Here is a 16,820-nt window from a genome sequence, read left to right as displayed (position 1 = left end):
CCCCATGCCCCTCGCACCCACCGGTGCCATCATCGGCCCCGCGTCCGCCGGCCACCGCGGCGTCGGCGCCTTCAACGTCGTACAGATCGAGCACGCCGAGGCCATCGTCGCCGGAGCCGAACGCGCCGAGCTCCCCGTCATCCTGCAGATCAGCGAGAACACCGTCCGCTACCACGGCGCCCTCGCCCCGATCGCGGCCGCGTCCCTGTCGCTCGCCGCCGCCTCCTCCGCACCCGTCGCCGTGCACCTGGACCACGCCGAGACGGCCGAGCTCGTCCACGAGGCCGTCGCACTCGGCTTCTCCTCGGTGATGTTCGACGCGTCCCGGCTGCCGTACGAGGCCAATCTCGCCGCCACCCGTGAGATCACCGACCACTGCCACCGGGCCGGCGTCTGGGTGGAGGCCGAACTCGGCGAGGTCGGCGGCAAGGACGGCGCCCACGCCCCCGGCGTCCGCACGGACCCCGAGGAGGCCCGCGCCTTCGCCGCCGCGACGGCCGTCGACGCGCTGGCCGTCGCCGTGGGCAGCTCGCACGCGATGCTCACCCGCGACGCGGTCCTCGACCTCGACCTCATCACCCGCCTCCGGGACGCCCTCGGCATACCCCTCGTCCTGCACGGCTCCTCGGGCGTCGGCGACGAGGATCTGGTGAAGGCCGTCGCCGCCGGGATGACGAAGGTGAACATCTCCACCCACCTGAACCGGCTCTTCACCCGGACGATCCGGGAACGCCTGGCGGAGGCCCCCGGCGTCGCCGACCCCCGCACGTACCTGGGCCCGGCCCGCCAGACCGTGGCCACCGAGGTCGAGCGGCTGCTGGGGGTGCTCGCCGGACGCTGACGTCGGCCGGGTCATGCCGTCGCCCGGGCGATGACATGACCCGGCCGAGACACGGAGCCCATGGGTTAAGTTAGGCTTACCTAAGTTGGTATCGCCCCCACTCCCCTGGAGCGCCCATGCGGCTTCGTACTGCCCGCGCCACCCGGCCGACCCCCGCCGAGCGGATGCGGTCGATCATCGCGGTGGCCCGCTCCATGACCGTGGTGACCGACGGCCACCGGCACGAGATCCACACCGCCGACGGCACCCCCGCGATGGGCCGCGTCCACCTCCACGAGCCCACCGAGGACCTGGACCGGCGCGGGGCGCCCCGCATCCCGATCCGCGTCGAGCTCACCGACATCGCCCCCACACCCGTACGCGACCGGGTCCGTGCCCGCGTGACCCTCACGGGCCTCGTCGCCTCCGCCTACGGCGCGGAGTCGGACGCGAGCACGTGCGTGTTCCTCGGCCAGGCGGTCATCGAGGACGCCGAGGGGCGCACCTACGTCCCGCTGAGCCAGTTGACGGCGGCGGCCCCGGACCCGCTCGCGGGATGCGAGGCGGCGATGCTGCACCACCTCGTCGCCGACCACCCCGACCTGGTCACCCGGCTGCTCCGCCTCGCGTCCTCGCACCTCAAGCGCGACCTCGTCCGCGCCCTGCCGCTCGCGATCGACCGCTACGGACTCACGCTCCGCCTCGAACGCGCCGCCGGCCAGCACGACGTACGGCTGCCGTTCCCCACCCCGCTCGCCGACGTCGAGCAGGTCGGCCCCCGTGTGCGGGCCCTGCTGACGACCGCGCGCCGGGCGTCCCACTCCCGGCTGTTCGCCTGACTCGTCGTCAAGGGCGCCCGCCCGTAGGGGCGTACAGAACGCACCCGCATGTGATGTACGTCACCTTCCCCCGTCACCCCTAGGCAGCCGACGGGCGGAAACTAAGGTTAGCCTTACCTCAATTCGGCGGCGCGGTACGGCCGCAGGACCGAGGTCACCGATTCGACTTGTCCGCAGGGAGTCCCGTTGAGCACGCATGGCACCGTCGCCCCCACCGGGCCGAGCGCGGCGGAGCACGTGCGCACCGTCCTGGCGCGCGCGGTCTCGCTGTCCCTCAGGACCGCCGGGCAGGAGTACGACCTGATCGGCCTGCACACCGTCGGTCCCGACGGCGACATCACGCTCCGCCTCCAGGACGCCACCTCGCCCGCCCCGCACCCCGACGAGACGCCCGGCGCCGGGCAGGCGGCCGTCCTGGAGTTCACCGACATCGCCCCGACCGCGGTCCGCGGCCGCGTCCGGGCGCGGGTGACCGTCGTCGGCCGTCTCACCCCGGCCGACGGCGGCGCCCTGCGCCTCGACACCCTCCACGTCCGGCTGGGCACTCCGGGGGGCACGGTGGACGTCTCACCGGAGGAACTCGCCCGGGCCGCGGCCGACCCCCTCGCCGTCGAGGAGGCCGCCCTCCTCACGCATCTCGTGGACGCGCACGGCGACACCGCGCGACAGCTCCTGAACCTGGCCGGCCACCGGGTGCCCGCGGGCGTCGTCCGGGCCGTCCCGTACGCCCTGGACAGTCGCTCGATCACCCTCCGCTGCGAGTACCCCGGCGGTCACTGCGACCTCCGCCTGCTCTTCCCGGCACCCGCCCGCGACGCCGCCGAGGCGGGCGAGCGGATCCGGCAGCTGCTCTCCGAGCCGTGCCCGTGCCGCCACCACTCCCCCACCCGCTCCCACCCCTGACGGGACGACACCACCTCGTCCGCTCCACGGCCGGCGCACCGCGTGCGCCGGCCACCCAGACCAGTACAGTTCCGCAGGCTCGCTCGCGAGCCGGTTCGCCGGGGAGGGACCCATCATGGGCTTGCCTGTCATCGAGTCCTATCCCATGCCCGACCGGGCCGCCCTCCCCCGCTCGTGCGCCTCCTGGACCGTCGACCCCGCGCGGGCCGCGCTCCTCGTCCACGACATGCAGCACCACTTCGTCCGGGCCTTCCCCGCGGGCCGGTCGCCCGTGGTGGAACTGGTCCAGAACATCGCCGCGCTGCGGGAGCTGGCGGGCACGCTCGGCATGCCGGTCGTCTTCACCGCCGAACCGGCGGGACAGTCACCCGGCCGGCGCGGTCTCGTGGCCGACGTGTGGGGCCCGGGCATCGGGGACGACCCCGAGGAGTCCGCGTTCGTGGCCCCCCTCGTCCCCCGCACCGGCGAGCACGTGCTGCCCAACCTCCGCCCCAACGCCTTCCTCCGCAGCCATCTCGGCCGCGTCCTCCGCGAGGAGGGCCGCGACCAGCTGATCGTCTGCGGGGTCTACGCCCACCTCGGCGTCCTGCTGACCGCGGCGGACGCCTTCATGAACGACATACAGCCCTTCGTCGTCGCCGACGCCGTCGCCGACTTCTCCGCCGAGGAGCACGCCATGGCCCTGCGGTGGGCCGCGCGCAGCGGTGTGGTCTGCACGACCGACGCCCTCCTGCGCGACCTGCTGCTCGGCCGGGTCCCGCGCGACGCGTGACGACGCCCCCTTCCAACCGCACCTCGACAACAGGAGACGGAAGAACATGGCCCTACGGGTCGCGGTGGCCGGAGCCAGTGGCTACGCCGGCGGAGAGATCCTGCGTCTGCTCACCTCGCACCCCGAGGTGGAGATCGGCGCCGTCACCGCGCACAGCAGCGCGGGCCGGACACTCGGGGAGGCACACCCGCAAGCGAACAGCCTTGCCGACCGGGTCCTGAAGGACACCACGGCGGAGAACCTCTCCGGGCACGACGTGGTCTTCCTCGCCCTGCCGCACGGCCAATCGGCCTCCCTGGCAGCCGAGTTGTCACCCGGAACCCTCGTCATCGACTGCGGCGCCGACTTCCGGCTGCGCGACCCGGCCGCCTGGGAGCGGTTCTACGGCTCCGCGCACGCGGGCACCTGGCCGTACGGGCTCCCCGAACTCCCGGGCGCCCGCGACGAACTCAAGGGCGCCACCCGTATCGCCGTGCCCGGCTGCTTCCCCACCGCGGTCACCCTGGCCCTGCTCCCCGCCTACACGCACCACCTGGTGGAGCCCGAGGCCGTGATCGTCGCGGCCAGCGGCACCTCGGGCGCCGGGCGGGCGCTCCGCCCCCATCTGCTCGGCGCCGAGGTGATGGGGTCGATGACGCCGTACGGGGTCGGCGGCGGCCACCGGCACACCCCCGAACTCACCCAGAACCTCTCCCTGGTGGCCGGCGAGCACGTGACCGTGTCCTTCACGCCCACGCTCGCCCCCATGCCCCGCGGCATCCTCGCCACCTGCTCGGCCAGGCTCCGGCCCGGCACCGCGGACCGGAGCGAGGAGGAGGTGCGCGCGGTCTACGAGGCCGTCTACGCCGACGAGCCGTTCGTCCGGGTGCTCCCGCCCGGCCGCTGGCCCTCCACCGCCTCGGTCCTCGGCTCCAACACCGCCCAGCTACAGGTGGCCGTGGACCCCGAGGCCCGCCGCCTCGTCTGTGTGAGCGCGATCGACAACCTGACCAAGGGCACCGCCGGCGGCGCGGTGCAGTGCATGAACGTCGCCCTCGGCCTGCCCGAGCGGCTGGGCCTGCCCACGGACGGAGTCGCTCCGTGAACGGGCACCTCACCACGACGAACGGAGTGGCACCGTGACCGTGACCGCTGCCCAGGGGTTCCTCGCGAGCGGCGTGACCGCCGGGATCAAGGAGTCGCCGAGCCCCGATCTCGCCCTGGTGGTGAACCGGGGACCGTCCCGCGCCGCCGCCGGCGTGTTCACCTCGAACCGGGTGCAGGCGGCGCCGGTCCGCTGGTCCCGGCGCGTCCTCGCCGGCCGGCGGGTCTCCGCCGTCGTCCTCAACTCCGGCGGGGCCAACGCCTGCACCGGCGAGGCGGGCGCCCACGACACCAGGACCATGGCGGAACGCACGGCGGACGCGGTGGGCGTGAGCCCGCACGAGGTCGCCGTCTGCTCCACCGGCCTGATCGGCGTCCGGCTCCCCATGGACCGCGTCGAGACGGGCATAGGCACCGCGGCGGACGCGCTGTCGCCCACCGGCGGCGGGGACGCCGCCCGGGCCATCATGACGACGGACTCGGTGCACAAGACCGCCGCCGTCGCGCGGTCCGGGTGGACGGTCGGCGGCATGGCGAAGGGCGCGGGCATGCTCGCCCCCGGACTCGCCACCATGCTCGTCGTCCTCACCACGGACGCCGACGCGGACGACGCGCTGCTCGACTCCGCGCTGCGCTCCGCCGTCCGCACCACCTTCGACCGCGTGGACTCGGACGGCTGCATGTCCACCAACGACACCGTCCTGCTGCTCGCCTCCGGCGCCTCGGGCGAGGCCCCGGACGCCGGCGAGTTCACCGGCGCCGTGCACGCCGTCTGCGCCGACCTCGCACGGCAGCTCGTCGCCGACGCCGAAGGGGCGTCGAAGGAGATCGAGATCGAGGTGGTCGGCGCGGCCACGGAACACGACGCCGTCACCGTCGGCCGCTCCGTGGCCCGGAACAACCTCCTCAAGTGCGCCCTGCACGGGGAGGACCCCAACTGGGGCCGGGTGCTCTCGGCGATCGGCACCACCGACGCCGTCTTCGACCCCGACCGGCTCGACGTGGCGATCAACGGCGTCTGGGTGTGCCGGGACGGCGCGGCGGGCGAGCCCCGCGAGAAGGCGGTCCTCTCCGGCCGCCGGATCACCGTCACCGTCGACCTGCGCGCCGGCGACGCGTCGGCGGTCGTCTGGACCAACGACCTCACGGCCGAGTACGTCCACGAGAACAGCGCCTACAGCTCGTGAGCGCGAGGGGGACACAGATGCGTACGACAGTCGCGCGACCGGTCGCGCAGGCGGCGCCGCCGACCGGGGCGGCGCCCTGGCGCGAGGAGCTCGGGGGCCGCACGGTCGTCGTGAAGTTCGGCGGCAACGCCATGGTGGACGGGGCGCTCCTGGAGGCGTTCGCCCGCGACGTCGTGGAGCTGTGGCGGGCCGGGGTGCGGCCGGTCGTGGTGCACGGGGGCGGCCCCCAGATCAGTGCCATGCTCGACCGGCTCGGCCTGGAGACCCGCTTCGAGGCGGGCCTGCGGGTGACGACGCCGGAGACCATGGACGTGGTCCGTATGGTCCTGACCGGCCGCATCCAGCGCGAGCTGGTCGGCGCGCTCAACGCCCACGGCCCGCTGGCCGTGGGCCTGTCGGGGGAGGACGCGCACACGCTCACCGCCGTGCGGCGCCGGGCCGAGGTCGACGGGCGCCTCGTGGACATCGGGCTCGTGGGCGAGGTCGTGTCCGTGGCACCTGACACCGTCAGGGCCTTACTGGACGAGGGCCGCATCCCGGTCGTCTCCCCGATCGCGCGCGGGGACGACCGCCAGGTCTACAACGTCAACGCCGACCTCGCCGCCTCGGCGCTCGCCGTCGCGCTCGGCGCCGACCGGCTCGTGGTGCTCACCGACGTCCAGGGCCTGTACGCGGACTGGCCGCACAGCACCGAGGTGATCCCGCGCCTGACCGCCGCCGAACTGGCCCTCCTGCTCCCGGGCCTCGCGAGCGGCATGCTGCCGAAGATGGAGGGCTGTCTGCGGGCCGTACGGGCGGGCGTCGGCCGGGCCCAGGTCGTCGACGGCCGGGTGCCGCACGCGCTGCTGCGCGGCCTCGCGTCCGAGCACGGCCCCGGCACCACGGTGGTGCCGGACGACACGACCGGGCCGGAGGGCCCCCGCGCCGAGGAGGACCGCGCATGAGCCCCGACAGCACGCGCCCGCCGCTCGCCGAACGGTGGCGCGCGGCGATGATGGACACCTACGGCACTCCCCCGCTGGCTCTCGTCCGGGGCGAGGGCAGCACGGTGTGGGACGAGTCCGGGCGCGCGTACACGGACTTCACCGGCGGGATCGCCGTCAACGCCCTCGGCCACGCCCACCCGGCGTTCGTCGCGGCCGTCCGCGACCAGGCCGCCCGCCTGGGGCACGTGTCGAACCTGTTCGTCGCCGAGCCGCCGGTCGCGCTCGCGGAGAAGCTCCTGGAACTGCTGGGCGGTCCGGAGCGCGACGGGCGGGTGTTCCTCGCGAACTCGGGGACCGAGGCGGTCGAGGCCGCGTTCAAGCTCGCCCGCAGGACGGGGCGACCCCACCTGGTCGCGGCCGAGGGCGGATTCCACGGGCGCACCATGGGCGCCCTCGCGCTCACCGGCCAGCCGGCCAAGCGCGGGCCCTTCCTGCCCCTGCCAGGCGAGGTGACGCACGTGCCCTTCGGCGACGTGGCGGCGCTCCGCGCGGCCGTCACGGAGCGGACGGCGGCCCTCGTGCTCGAACCCGTCCAGGGCGAGGGCGGGGTCGTCCCGGCGCCCGAGGGGTATCTGCGGGCCGCCCGCGAGATCACCCGCGCCGCGGGCAGCCTCCTCGTCCTCGACGAGGTGCAGACCGGGATCGGGCGTACCGGCCGGTGGTTCGCGCACCAGGCGGAGCGGGGTGTGGATCCCGACGTGGTCGTCCTGGCGAAGGGGCTCGGCGGCGGTCTGCCGATCGGCGCGACGGTCGCCTTCGGCGCGGCGGCCTCCCTGCTGACCCCCGGTCAGCACGGCTCCACCTTCGGCGGCAACCCCGTGGCGTGCGCCGCCGGGCTCGCCGTGCTGGAGACCATCGAGAAGGAAGGGCTGCTTCCCCGGGTCGCGCGGGTGGGCGCTCGGCTGCGGGGCGGCGTCGAGGCGCTGGGGCATCCCCTCGTCCGTGAGGTGCGGGGGGCGGGGCTGCTCCTGGGGGTCGTCCTCCGCGAGCCGGTCGCCGCGCGGTTCCAGCGGGCGGCGCAGGACGCCGGCTTCCTGGTGAACGCGGCGGGACCCGCCGTCGTCCGGCTGGCACCCGCCCTGACCCTGGAGGAGGAGCAGGCCGAGGCGCTCCTGTCGGCGCTGCCCCGGATCCTCGACGCCTCGGCGGACGGCGGCAGCTGACGTACACGGCGCCGGAGGGCCGTGCGGTGCGGCGGACGGCGGCAGCTGACGTACGCCGCGCCGGAGGGCCTTGCGGTGCGGCCCGCCGACGCGACCCGCCTCCCGCGCCCGCCTCCCGCGCCCGTCTCCCTCACCCGCCTGCCACACCCCCGGCGCCCCGCCCGACGATCCGTCCGGCGGGGCGCCCCGGCGTCCGGCCCGGCGTCCCGCCCGGCGCCCGGCCCAGGAGGTCCCGCGCACGGCGGAAGTCCGGGCGGCCGGTGCCCTCGGCCCGTGTCGCGGGCCGGCCGTCACCCGCAGGGGCCGCCGGGGTAGTCGTCCGTCTCCGGTGCTCCGGCCGTCCGCATGCGGCGCAGGACGTCCGGGAGGTACCGGTCGTCCACGTCGACCGGGAGGTTGGACTCCCGGTCGAAGACCATCGACTCGTCCCCGCCCATCCGCCAGATGACCCAGCGCGGCGGCGTGGCGGGCGCCTGCCACAGTTCGGCGAACCGGTCCGGTGCGCTGCCGGGGCCGCTCACAGCTTGGCCTCGCCCGTCGCCTCGTGTCCGTCGACGATCGTCGACACGACGTCGATGGAGCCGATCCGGGAGGGGTCGACCCGCCGGGGGTCGTCGCCGAGGACGACGAGGTCGGCGCGCATGCCCGGGGCGAGGACGCCCGCGCTGTCCTCCCATCGGCAGGCGTGGGCGCCGGCGACGGTGTAGGCGCGCAGCGCCTCGTCCACGGTGATGGCCTCGTCCGGTCCGATCAGGCGGCCGGAGACGGAGGCGCGCTCGACCATGAACTGGATGGCGCGCAGCGGGGAGCCGTCCGTGACGGGCCGGTCGGAGCTGCCGACGAGGGTCACTCCGTGGTCGAGGAAGCCGCGGCCCCGGTACATCCAGGGGGCCCGCCGCTCGCCCATGACAGTGGCGTAGTCGTCGCCGAAGTAGCGCAGGAAGTTGGGCTGGACGACCGCGCTGACGCCGAGCCGGGCGAAGCGCGGGAGCTGGTCGGGGCGGATCAGCCCGGCGTGCTCGATGCGGTGGCGGGCGTCGGGGCGGGGTCGTGCCCGCTGCGCCCGCTCCAGGGCGTCGAGGGCGAGGTCGGCCGCGCGGTCGCCGATGGCGTGGACGGCGAGCTGCCAGCCGGCGAGGTGGCCGTCCACGATGAGGTCGGTGAGCCGTTCGGGGTCGTCCTGGAGCTGCCCGGTGTGGTCCGTTCCCTCGTACGGTTCGGTGAGGGCGGCGGTCCGCGCCATCATCCCGCCGTCGGTGTAGATCTTGAGCGCCCCGACGGAGAGCCAGTCGTCGCCGAAGCCGGTGCGCAGGCCGAGGTCGAGCGCGCGGGGTATGCCGTCGTGGCGGTGGGCGCCGGCCGGTTTCAGGGTGTCGCCGCCCGGCATGAGCTGGACCCGCAGGGGCAGCCGGCCCTCGTCGCGGAGGAGTTGGTACGCGCCGAGTTCGACGGGGCTGTGGCCGAGCAGCCCGCCGCCGATGCCGGCTTCGGCGCAGGCCGTGATGCCCTCGGCGAGGCAGGCGCGGCCGGCGTGTTCGATGGCGTCGGCGAGTTCGGTCTGGGAGTAGGGCAGGCGCAGTTTCCGTACGGCGCCCATGGCGCTCTCGACGAGGAGGCCGTCCTGGTGGGGGACGTCGGCCGGGAGCAGGTCGAGGACCGCAGTGTTGACCACGCAGGCGTGGCCGGAGTCGTGCATGAGGAAGATCCGGCGGCCGTGGGCGACCCGGTCGAGCTCGGCGGCGGTCAGGTGCCGGCCGAGGGGCCGCTGGTCGTAGCCGCCGATGCTGACCCAGGTCCCGGGTCCGGCGGCGCGGGTGGCCGCGTCCTCCACGGCGCGCAGCACGTCCTCGACGCGGGTGAGGCCGGTGATGCTGGGTGTACGTGCCTTGAGGCCGGCCCAGGACAGGTGCACGTGGCTGTCGATGAACCCCGGGAGCACGGTGGCCCCCTGGAGGTCGACGACGTCCCTGGCGGGCAGCGCGGTCACGGCCTCGTCCACGCCGACGATACGGCCCCGCCAGATGCCCAGGTCGTGCGCGACCGGATGGTCCGGGTCCATGGTGAGGATGTTCGCGTTCGTCAGCCTGGTACAGAGCATCATGGGCTGTCCGTCCTAACGGGGTTCGGCCATCACGGACTCGGGTGCCCGGCCGCGGTCCTCGCCGTCCTCGGGGGTGAACCGCCGGGGTGCGGCGGGGACCATGAGGGGGGTGCCGGTCTCGGGGTCGTCGATGATGCGGCAGGGCAGGCCGAAGACGTCCTCGACGAGTTCGGCGGTCATGACGTCGGCGGGGGCGCCTTCGGCGGCGATGGTGCCGCCGGGGCGCATGACGATGAGGTGGGTGGCGTAGCGGCACGCCTGGTTGAGGTCGTGCAGGACGGCGACGACGGTGTGGCCCTTGCGGGCGTGGAGTTCGGCGCAGAGGTCGAGGACGTCGACCTGGTGGGCGATGTCGAGGAAGGTGGTCGGCTCGTCGAGCAGCAGGAGGTCGGTCTGCTGGGCGAGGACCATGGAGAGCCAGACGCGCTGGCGCTGGCCGCCGGAGAGGTCGTCGACGGGCCGGTCGGCGAGTTCGAGGACGCCGGTCTGCCGCATGGCCTCGACGACGGCCGTCTCGTCGTCGGCGGACCACTGCTTGAGGAGTCCCTGGTGGGGGTAGCGGCCGCGGGCGACGAGGTCGCCGACGGTGATGCCGCCGGGGGCGGTGGAGGTCTGCGGGAGGAGTCCGACGCGGCGGGCGACCTCGCGCGAGCGGTAGGAGGCGATGGCCGCGCCGTCGAGGTAGACCTGTCCGTGGCGGGGCTTGAGCATCCGGGCGAGGGCTTTGAGGAGGGTGGACTTGCCGCAGGCGTTCGGCCCGATGATCACGGTGAAGGAGTGGTCGGGGATGTCCACGCCGAGGTGGGTGGCGACCGTCCGCCCGTCGTAGGCGAGCGTCAGGTCCTCGGCGCGCAGCCGGGGGGCGGGGGTGTGCGGTGCGGTCATGCGCGGCTCTTTCGCGACTCGGTGATCAACAGCCAGATCAGGTACAGCCCGCCGATGGTGCCGGTCGCCGTGCCGACGGGCAGGAGGGAGGGGGCGAAGAGGCGCTGGGCGGCGAGGTCGCTGCCGGCCAGCAGCAGCGCGCCGAGGAGCGCGGCGGGCAGCAGGGCGGGGCCGGCGGTACGGGTCAGGCGCCGGGCGAGCTGGGGGGCGGCCAGGGCGATGAACCAGATGGGGCCGGTGACGGCGGTGGCGAAGGCGGCCAGGGCGACGCTGATGACGAGGAGGGCGGCGCGGGTGCGGTGGACGTTCACGCCGAGGGCGGTGGCGGTGAGGTCGCCCATCTCGACCATGGAGAGCCGGCGGGCCAGGAGGAAGGCCGGCGGGAGGAGGACCGCGCAGGCGAGGAGGATGGCGTTGGCGTGGGTCCAGCCGCGGTTGCCGAGGCTGCCGATCAGCCACGCCTGGGCTTCGATGGCTTCCTGGAAGGTCGCCCGGGTGATCAGGTACGAGTTGACGGCGAGGAGCAGGGCGCTGACCCCGATGCCGGTGACGATGAGCCGGAAGCCGTGCAGTCCCCGGCCCAGCATCAGGAGGTGGACGGCGGCGGCGGTGGCGAGGCCGCCGATGAGGGCGCCGGTCGCGATCTGGGTCATGCTGCCGTGCATCAGGATGATGACGACGAGCGCGCCGACGGCGGAGCCGTTGGTGAAGCCGATGATGTCCGGGCTGCCGAGGGCGTTCCCGGTCAGGCTGGTGAGCAGCGCGCCGCTGACGGCGAGGGCCGCGCCGACGGCGAGGGCGGTGAGCAGCCGGGGCAGGCGGAGGGTGTTGACGATGAAGTCGGCGCCGCCCGAGTCCTGCCCGGCGAGTGCCCGGACGACCTCGGCGACGGTCAGTTCGTAGTCGCCGGTGGTGAGGGTGACGAGCGTGACGGCGACGAGGACGGCGAGGAGGGCGGCCGTCACGATCAGGGCCCGGCCCCGGACCCGTACCGACCATCCGCCGGCGCGCAGGACGCTGCCGGTGATCACGCGCGGCCGGTGGACCTTCCGGCCGGCCGCCTCCGGGGAGTCCGGAGCGGCGGTGCGGGTGTCGTGGAGGGCGCTCACAGCATGACCAGCTTTCGGCGACGGCACAGCGCGAGGAACACGGGCGCGCCGAGGAACGCGGTGACGATGCCGACCTGGACCTCGCCGGGGGCGCCCATGACCCGGCCGAGGACGTCGGCCCCGATGAGCAGGACGGGGGCGAGCAGCATCGAGTACGCGAGCACCCACCGCTGGTCCGGGCCGACGACGAAGCGCGCGATGTGCGGGACGACGAGTCCGACGAAGGCGATGGGTCCGGCGGCGGCGGTGGCGGCGCCGCACAGCAGCATCACGCCGACGGCGCCGAGGATCCGGGTCCGGTGGACGTTGACGCCGAGTGCCCGCCCCATCTGGTCGCCCAGCGCGAGGGCGTTGAGCGAGGGGCCGAGGAGCAGCGCGATCACCAGGCCCACGGCGACGAACGGCAGGATCACGTGGACGACGTCGAGGTAGCGGCCGGCGAGCGAGCCGACGGTCCAGAAGCGGAACTGGTCGAAGGCGCGGGGGTTCAGCAGCAGGACGGCCGAGTTGAAGGCGTAGAGGACCGCCGTCACGGCGGCGCCGGCGACCACCAGACGGTCGGGGGTCGCGATCTGGCGGCCTGACGACCCCAGCAGGTACACGACCACCGAGGTGATGGCCGCGCCGAGGAAGGCGAACCACACGTACCCGAGGACGGATCCGACGCCGAGGAAGGCGATGGCGACGACGACCCCTGCGGACGAGCCGAGGCTGATGCCCAGCAGTCCGGGCTCCGCGAGCGGATTGCGGGTCAGTGCCTGCATCAGGGCGCCGGAGAGGCCGAGGGCCGCGCCGACGAGGAGTCCGAGCAGGGTCCTGGGGATGCGGTAGTCATGGATGATCACCGAGGTCTCGGATCCGTCGGGGTTCCACAACGCGCTCCATGTGGCGGTGAACGGGATCCCCCTCGTGCCCGTCCACACGCTCAGCAGACCCACGAGCACCAGTGCGGCGAGGACGACGAGGAGTCCCGCGCCCCGCAGGGCGGTGGAGGTGCCGCGCGGCTTGGGCACGGTTGCGGGGGCGGCTTCCTTGTCGGACACCGCCCGGGTTTCGACCGGCAAAGACCATTCCCCCTGACGGCGGTGCGCGCGTACCGCGATCGTTCGAGCACTCCGGGGACGAGGTGGCGACTCGACGCCCATGAGACTTGTAACTTAGGCGAGGCTAACCGAACGTGGTGAGCGGGTCAACGCGCCCGCGAGTGAGGCGAGATGGCACGGCGGCGCCCTCACCCGCGGAAACGTCCGACCCCGCAGAACGCGTTCGATATGCAGGATAGCCTTACCTAACTTTCCGCGACTCCGGATGGAGGGTCACATGCTCGTTGGAGGACCGACCGGAGGACTCGTCCTCCGCGGGGCGATCCGAGGCCAGCGCCGAAGAGTCGTCTCGGCGTCCGCGCTCGGCATGACCCACCAAGCGTGCGAGGCGCTGGTCCCCGTGGTCATCGGCGCCGCGATCGACTCGGCGTTCGCCACCGGCTCCACGCAGGCGCTGCTGCGCTGGCTCCTGCTGTTGGGCGTTCTCTTCCTCGTCCTGTCCACCTGTTACCGGACGAGTGCCCGGATCGCCGAGGGCGCGGGCGAGCACGCCGCGCACCTGCTGCGCCTCGAACTCGGCGCCCGGGTCCTCGACCCCCGGGGCGGGGCGGACGCGAACCGGCTGCCGGGCGCGCTCACCAGCGTCGCCACCAACGACGCCCGCCGCGTCGGCTCGGTCGCCACCGTGCTCCCCTACGGCTGTGCGGCGATCGCGGCGCTGGTGGTCAGCGCGGTCGCGCTGCTGAGGATCTCCGTCCCCCTCGGTCTGCTCGTCCTGCTCGGCATTCCCCCGCTCCTTTGGCTCGGCCACCGCATCAGCCGCCCCCTCGAACAGCGCAGCGAGACCGAACAGGAATCCGCCGCCCACGCCTCCGGCGTCGCCGCCGACCTGGTCTCCGGACTGCGTGTCCTCAAGGGCATGGGCGCCGAGTCCGCCGCCGTGGACCGCTACCGCACCACCAGCCAGGACTCCCTCGCCGCCGCCCTGCGCGCCGCCCGCAGCCGCGCCGGCCACGAAGGCGCCCTTCTCGCCCTGACCGGCGTCTTCATCGCCGTCATCGGCATCGTCGGCGCCTACCTCGCCATGGACGGCTCCATCAGCGTCGGCGACCTGGTCGCCGCCGTCGGACTCGCCCAGTTCCTCATCGCCCCCTTCCAGCTCCTCGCCTACGCCAACGCCGAGTTCGCCCAGGCCCGCGCCTCCGCCCGACGCATCGCCGACGTCCTCGCCTCCCCCACCGCCGTCCCCGGCGGCACCCAGGCACCCGGCTCCGCCGCCGGGCACGTCCGGCTGCGGAACGTCCACCTGGGCGACCTGCACGGCATCGACCTCGACCTCCCGGCCGGCAGCCTCACCGGCATCGTGACCCGCGACCCGGCCGCCGCCCACGACCTCCTCCTCGCCCTCGCCCGCGAGACCGACCCCACCGAAGGCCGCGTCGAACTCGACGGCACCCCCCTCACCGACCTCGACCCCGACCTCCTGCGCCGCGCCGTCCTCGTCTCCCCCCACGACGCCGACCTCTTCGAGAGCAGCCTCCTGGACAACGTGCGGGCGGGCGCCGCGGGGCCCGGGTCGGTCGAGGCGGCCCTGGCCGCCTCGACGGCGGACGAGGTGACCCGGCTGCTGCCGGACGGCGGGGACACGGTGCTCGCCGAGCGCGGCCGGTCCCTCTCCGGCGGGCAGCGCCAGCGTGTCGCGCTCGCCCGCGCGCTCGCCGCCGACAGCCCCGTCCTCGTCCTGCACGACCCGACCACGGCCGTCGACACCGTCACCGAGTCCCGGATCGCCGCCCGCCTGCGGGAGAGCCGCCGCGGCCTGACCACCGTCCTCATCACGACCAGTCCGGCGCTGCTCGCGGTGACGGACCGGGTCGTCGTCCTCGACGGAGGGACCGTGTCGGCCGAGGGCCCGCACGCCGAACTCGTCACCGCGAACGAGACCTACCGCAAGGCGGTGCTCGCATGACCGCCGTGCACGACGACCGCGCGCACGCCACGGAGACCACGCGCCCGACCGGCGACACACCGACGGAGACCGACATGAGCGGAACCAGCACGAACCAGCCGGGTCGCGTGCTCCTCCCGACAGCCAAGGGCGCCGAGTGCGTGGCCGCGCTGCGCGTGATCCTGCGCGGTCACCGGCTCCTGGCCGTCGCCGCCGCCCTCGTCCTCGTCGCCGGGACCGCCATCGGCCTGCTGACCGCTCCCCTGCTCGGCCACATCGTCGACCTCGTGATCGACAGCGAAGGGCCCCGTGCCCTCACCGTCCCGCTGGTCCTCCTCGTCGTCGTCGCCCTCGCGCGCGGCGCCGCCGCCGTGGTCGGCGGGGTGCTGGTCGCCCGGCTCGGCGAGACGGTCCTCGCCACCGTCCGCGAGCGGTTCATCGAGCGGGCCCTCCGCCTTCCCCTGGAACGGGTGGAAGCGGCCGGGTCCGGGGACCTCGTCTCCCGCGTCACCAGCGACGTCTCCATGATCGCCAAATCAGTCCGGCAGGCCCTGCCCGAGTTCACCCGCTCCACGCTCACCATCGTCCTCACCCTCGCCGGACTCGCCCTCCTCGACTGGCGCTTCCTCCTCGCCGCACTCCTCGCCGTCCCCGTCCAGATCCTCTCCGTCCGCTGGTACCTCCGCCGCGCCGCCCCCGTCTACGCCACCCACCGCATCGCCACCGGCGCCCTCCAGCACCAACTCCTCGACAGCATCGGCGGCGTCCGCACCGTCCGCGCCTTCCGCCTCAACCACCCCCACACCACCCTCCTCGAAGACCGGTCCGCAGCCGCCCGCGACGTCGCCCTGCGCGGACTGCACATCGTCACCGGCTTCTTCTCCCGCCTCAACCTCGCCGAGTTCATCGGCCTCGCCGCCATGCTCGCCACCGGCTTCCTCCTCGTCCAGAACAACGCCGTCACCATCGGCACCGCCACCGCCGCCGCCCTCTACTTCCACAGCCTCTTCAACCCCGTCAACGCCGCCCTCTACCTCATCGACGACGCCCAGTCCGCCGGCGCCAGCTTCGCCCGCCTCATCGGCGTCGCCAACCTCCCCGCCGAACACACCCCCAAGAACGCCGGCACACCCGTCGACGGCGCCGTCAAGGTCACCGGACTCGGCCACGCCTACACCGACGGCCGCCCGGTGCTGTCCGACATCACCCTCGACATCCGCAGCGGAGAACGCGTCGCACTCGTCGGCGCCAGCGGCGCCGGAAAGACCACCCTCGCCAAGGTCATCGCCGGCATCCACACCCCCACCACCGGAACCATCGCCCTCGGCGACACCGACACCCGCGAACTCGGCCCCGAAGGCATCCGCAACGCCGTCACCCTCATCAGCCAAGAGGTGCACGTCTTCGCCGGCCCCCTCACCGCCGACCTCCGCCTCGCCAAACCCGACGCCACCGACGAGGAACTGCGGGGCGCGCTCGCCACGGTGGGGGCCCTGGAATGGGCCGAGGCACTGCCCGAAGGACCGGACACCGTCGTCGGCGAGGGCGGACACCGGCTGACGGTCGCGCAGGCCCAGCACGTGGCGCTGGCGCGGCTGGTGCTCGCGGATCCGCCGATCGCCATCCTGGACGAGGCCACCGCCGACGCCGGCAGCGCCGGCGCCCGCGTCCTGGAGCAAGCCGCCGACCGCGCCCTGGAAGGCCGTACCGGCATCGTCGTCGCCCACCGCCTCCCCCAGGCGGCAGCCGCCGACCGCGTCGTCGTCCTCGACGGCGGCCGCGTCGTCGAGACCGGCACCCACACCGAACTCGTCACCGCCGGCGGCCGCTACGCCGAACTCTGGACCGCGTGGTCGGACAGCCGCCAGGAGGCGGACGTCCCGTCGTCGCGGAATGCGCGGACGGCGGACGGCGCCACCGGTGACGTACCCGCGCCCGGCCCCGCCGAGCGGTCGGAGGCCGGCTCCGCGCTCTAGGCGCC

At 74.3% G+C, this 16,820-nt stretch carries 15 protein-coding genes; 10 read left to right on the top strand and 5 right to left on the bottom strand.

The features are described 5' to 3' along the window. The first annotated feature begins 4 nt into the window (after window positions 1-4). The 8 genes from ACIGHB_RS02830 (at window position 5) to ACIGHB_RS02795 (ending at window position 7,753) form a co-directional block, all read left to right on the top strand. Window positions 5-841 (top strand): ketose-bisphosphate aldolase, encoded by an 837-nt coding sequence (locus ACIGHB_RS02830; protein ID WP_399908965.1) that lies wholly within the window; start codon window positions 5-7, stop codon window positions 839-841. 116 nt (window positions 842-957) lie between these two features. Next, entirely contained in the window at window positions 958-1,659 is a 702-nt protein-coding gene (locus ACIGHB_RS02825; protein ID WP_399908963.1) for a DUF2470 domain-containing protein, read from the top strand. 186 nt (window positions 1,660-1,845) lie between these two features. Further along, window positions 1,846-2,562 carry a DUF2470 domain-containing protein gene (locus tag ACIGHB_RS02820; protein ID WP_360308540.1) on the top strand — a complete coding sequence of 239 codons (717 nt, stop codon included), beginning with the start codon at window positions 1,846-1,848 and terminating at the stop codon, window positions 2,560-2,562. Window positions 2,563-2,677: 115 nt separating this feature from the next. Next, a complete protein-coding gene (locus ACIGHB_RS02815; protein ID WP_360308537.1) occupies window positions 2,678-3,334 on the top strand; it encodes an isochorismatase family protein in 657 nt (218 codons plus the stop codon). 46 nt (window positions 3,335-3,380) lie between these two features. Then, complete coding sequence (argC, locus tag ACIGHB_RS02810; protein ID WP_399908960.1) at window positions 3,381-4,418, top strand: N-acetyl-gamma-glutamyl-phosphate reductase; 1,038 nt, start codon at window positions 3,381-3,383, stop codon at window positions 4,416-4,418. Window positions 4,419-4,452: 34 nt separating this feature from the next. After that, a complete protein-coding gene (gene argJ / locus ACIGHB_RS02805; RefSeq protein ID WP_360308532.1) occupies window positions 4,453-5,604 on the top strand; it encodes a bifunctional glutamate N-acetyltransferase/amino-acid acetyltransferase ArgJ in 1,152 nt (383 codons plus the stop codon). Window positions 5,605-5,621: 17 nt separating this feature from the next. Beyond that, on the top strand, window positions 5,622-6,548 hold the full coding sequence (argB, locus tag ACIGHB_RS02800) for an acetylglutamate kinase (protein WP_399908958.1): 927 nt from the start codon (window positions 5,622-5,624) through the stop codon (window positions 6,546-6,548). Beyond that, entirely contained in the window at window positions 6,545-7,753 is a 1,209-nt protein-coding gene (locus ACIGHB_RS02795) for an acetylornithine transaminase (protein WP_399908956.1), read from the top strand. The genes argB and ACIGHB_RS02795 overlap by 4 nt, the downstream gene beginning before the upstream one ends. 290 nt (window positions 7,754-8,043) lie before the next feature. On the opposite strand, the gene ACIGHB_RS02790 is transcribed toward ACIGHB_RS02795, so the two are convergent. Genes ACIGHB_RS02790 through ACIGHB_RS02770 form a run of 5 tightly spaced genes read right to left on the bottom strand, consistent with a single transcriptional unit; the run spans window position 8,044 to window position 12,891 of the window. Further along, window positions 8,044-8,274 carry a hypothetical protein gene (locus ACIGHB_RS02790; protein ID WP_360322318.1) on the bottom strand — a complete coding sequence of 77 codons (231 nt, stop codon included), beginning with the start codon at window positions 8,272-8,274 and terminating at the stop codon, window positions 8,044-8,046. Further along, window positions 8,271-9,851: an amidohydrolase gene (locus tag ACIGHB_RS02785; protein WP_399909353.1), complete on the bottom strand. Its 1,581-nt coding sequence runs from the start codon at window positions 9,849-9,851 to the stop codon at window positions 8,271-8,273. The genes ACIGHB_RS02790 and ACIGHB_RS02785 overlap by 4 nt, the downstream gene beginning before the upstream one ends. 15 nt (window positions 9,852-9,866) lie before the next feature. Beyond that, on the bottom strand, window positions 9,867-10,739 hold the full coding sequence (locus ACIGHB_RS02780) for an ABC transporter ATP-binding protein (protein ID WP_360322315.1): 873 nt from the start codon (window positions 10,737-10,739) through the stop codon (window positions 9,867-9,869). Next, on the bottom strand, window positions 10,736-11,848 hold the full coding sequence (locus tag ACIGHB_RS02775; protein WP_399908953.1) for a FecCD family ABC transporter permease: 1,113 nt from the start codon (window positions 11,846-11,848) through the stop codon (window positions 10,736-10,738). Before ACIGHB_RS02775 ends, ACIGHB_RS02780 begins: the two co-directional genes overlap by 4 nt. Further along, on the bottom strand, window positions 11,845-12,891 hold the full coding sequence (locus ACIGHB_RS02770) for a FecCD family ABC transporter permease (RefSeq protein WP_399908951.1): 1,047 nt from the start codon (window positions 12,889-12,891) through the stop codon (window positions 11,845-11,847). The genes ACIGHB_RS02775 and ACIGHB_RS02770 overlap by 4 nt, the downstream gene beginning before the upstream one ends. 277 nt (window positions 12,892-13,168) lie before the next feature. On the opposite strand from ACIGHB_RS02770, the gene ACIGHB_RS02765 reads away from it, so the two are divergent. Both ACIGHB_RS02765 and ACIGHB_RS02760 read left to right on the top strand, forming a co-directional pair. Continuing rightward, a complete protein-coding gene (locus ACIGHB_RS02765; RefSeq protein ID WP_399908949.1) occupies window positions 13,169-14,860 on the top strand; it encodes an ABC transporter ATP-binding protein in 1,692 nt (563 codons plus the stop codon). Further along, window positions 14,857-16,815 carry an ABC transporter ATP-binding protein gene (locus ACIGHB_RS02760; protein ID WP_399908947.1) on the top strand — a complete coding sequence of 653 codons (1,959 nt, stop codon included), beginning with the start codon at window positions 14,857-14,859 and terminating at the stop codon, window positions 16,813-16,815. The genes ACIGHB_RS02765 and ACIGHB_RS02760 overlap by 4 nt, the downstream gene beginning before the upstream one ends. The last annotated feature ends 5 nt before the right edge of the window (window positions 16,816-16,820 follow it).

It is taken from the genome of Streptomyces sp. NPDC085460 (genome assembly GCF_044541975.1).
Lineage (GTDB): Bacteria > Actinomycetota > Actinomycetes > Streptomycetales > Streptomycetaceae > Streptomyces.
Note: the sequence above shows the minus strand (reverse complement) of the source record. Positions and strands in the feature narration are given on the sequence as shown.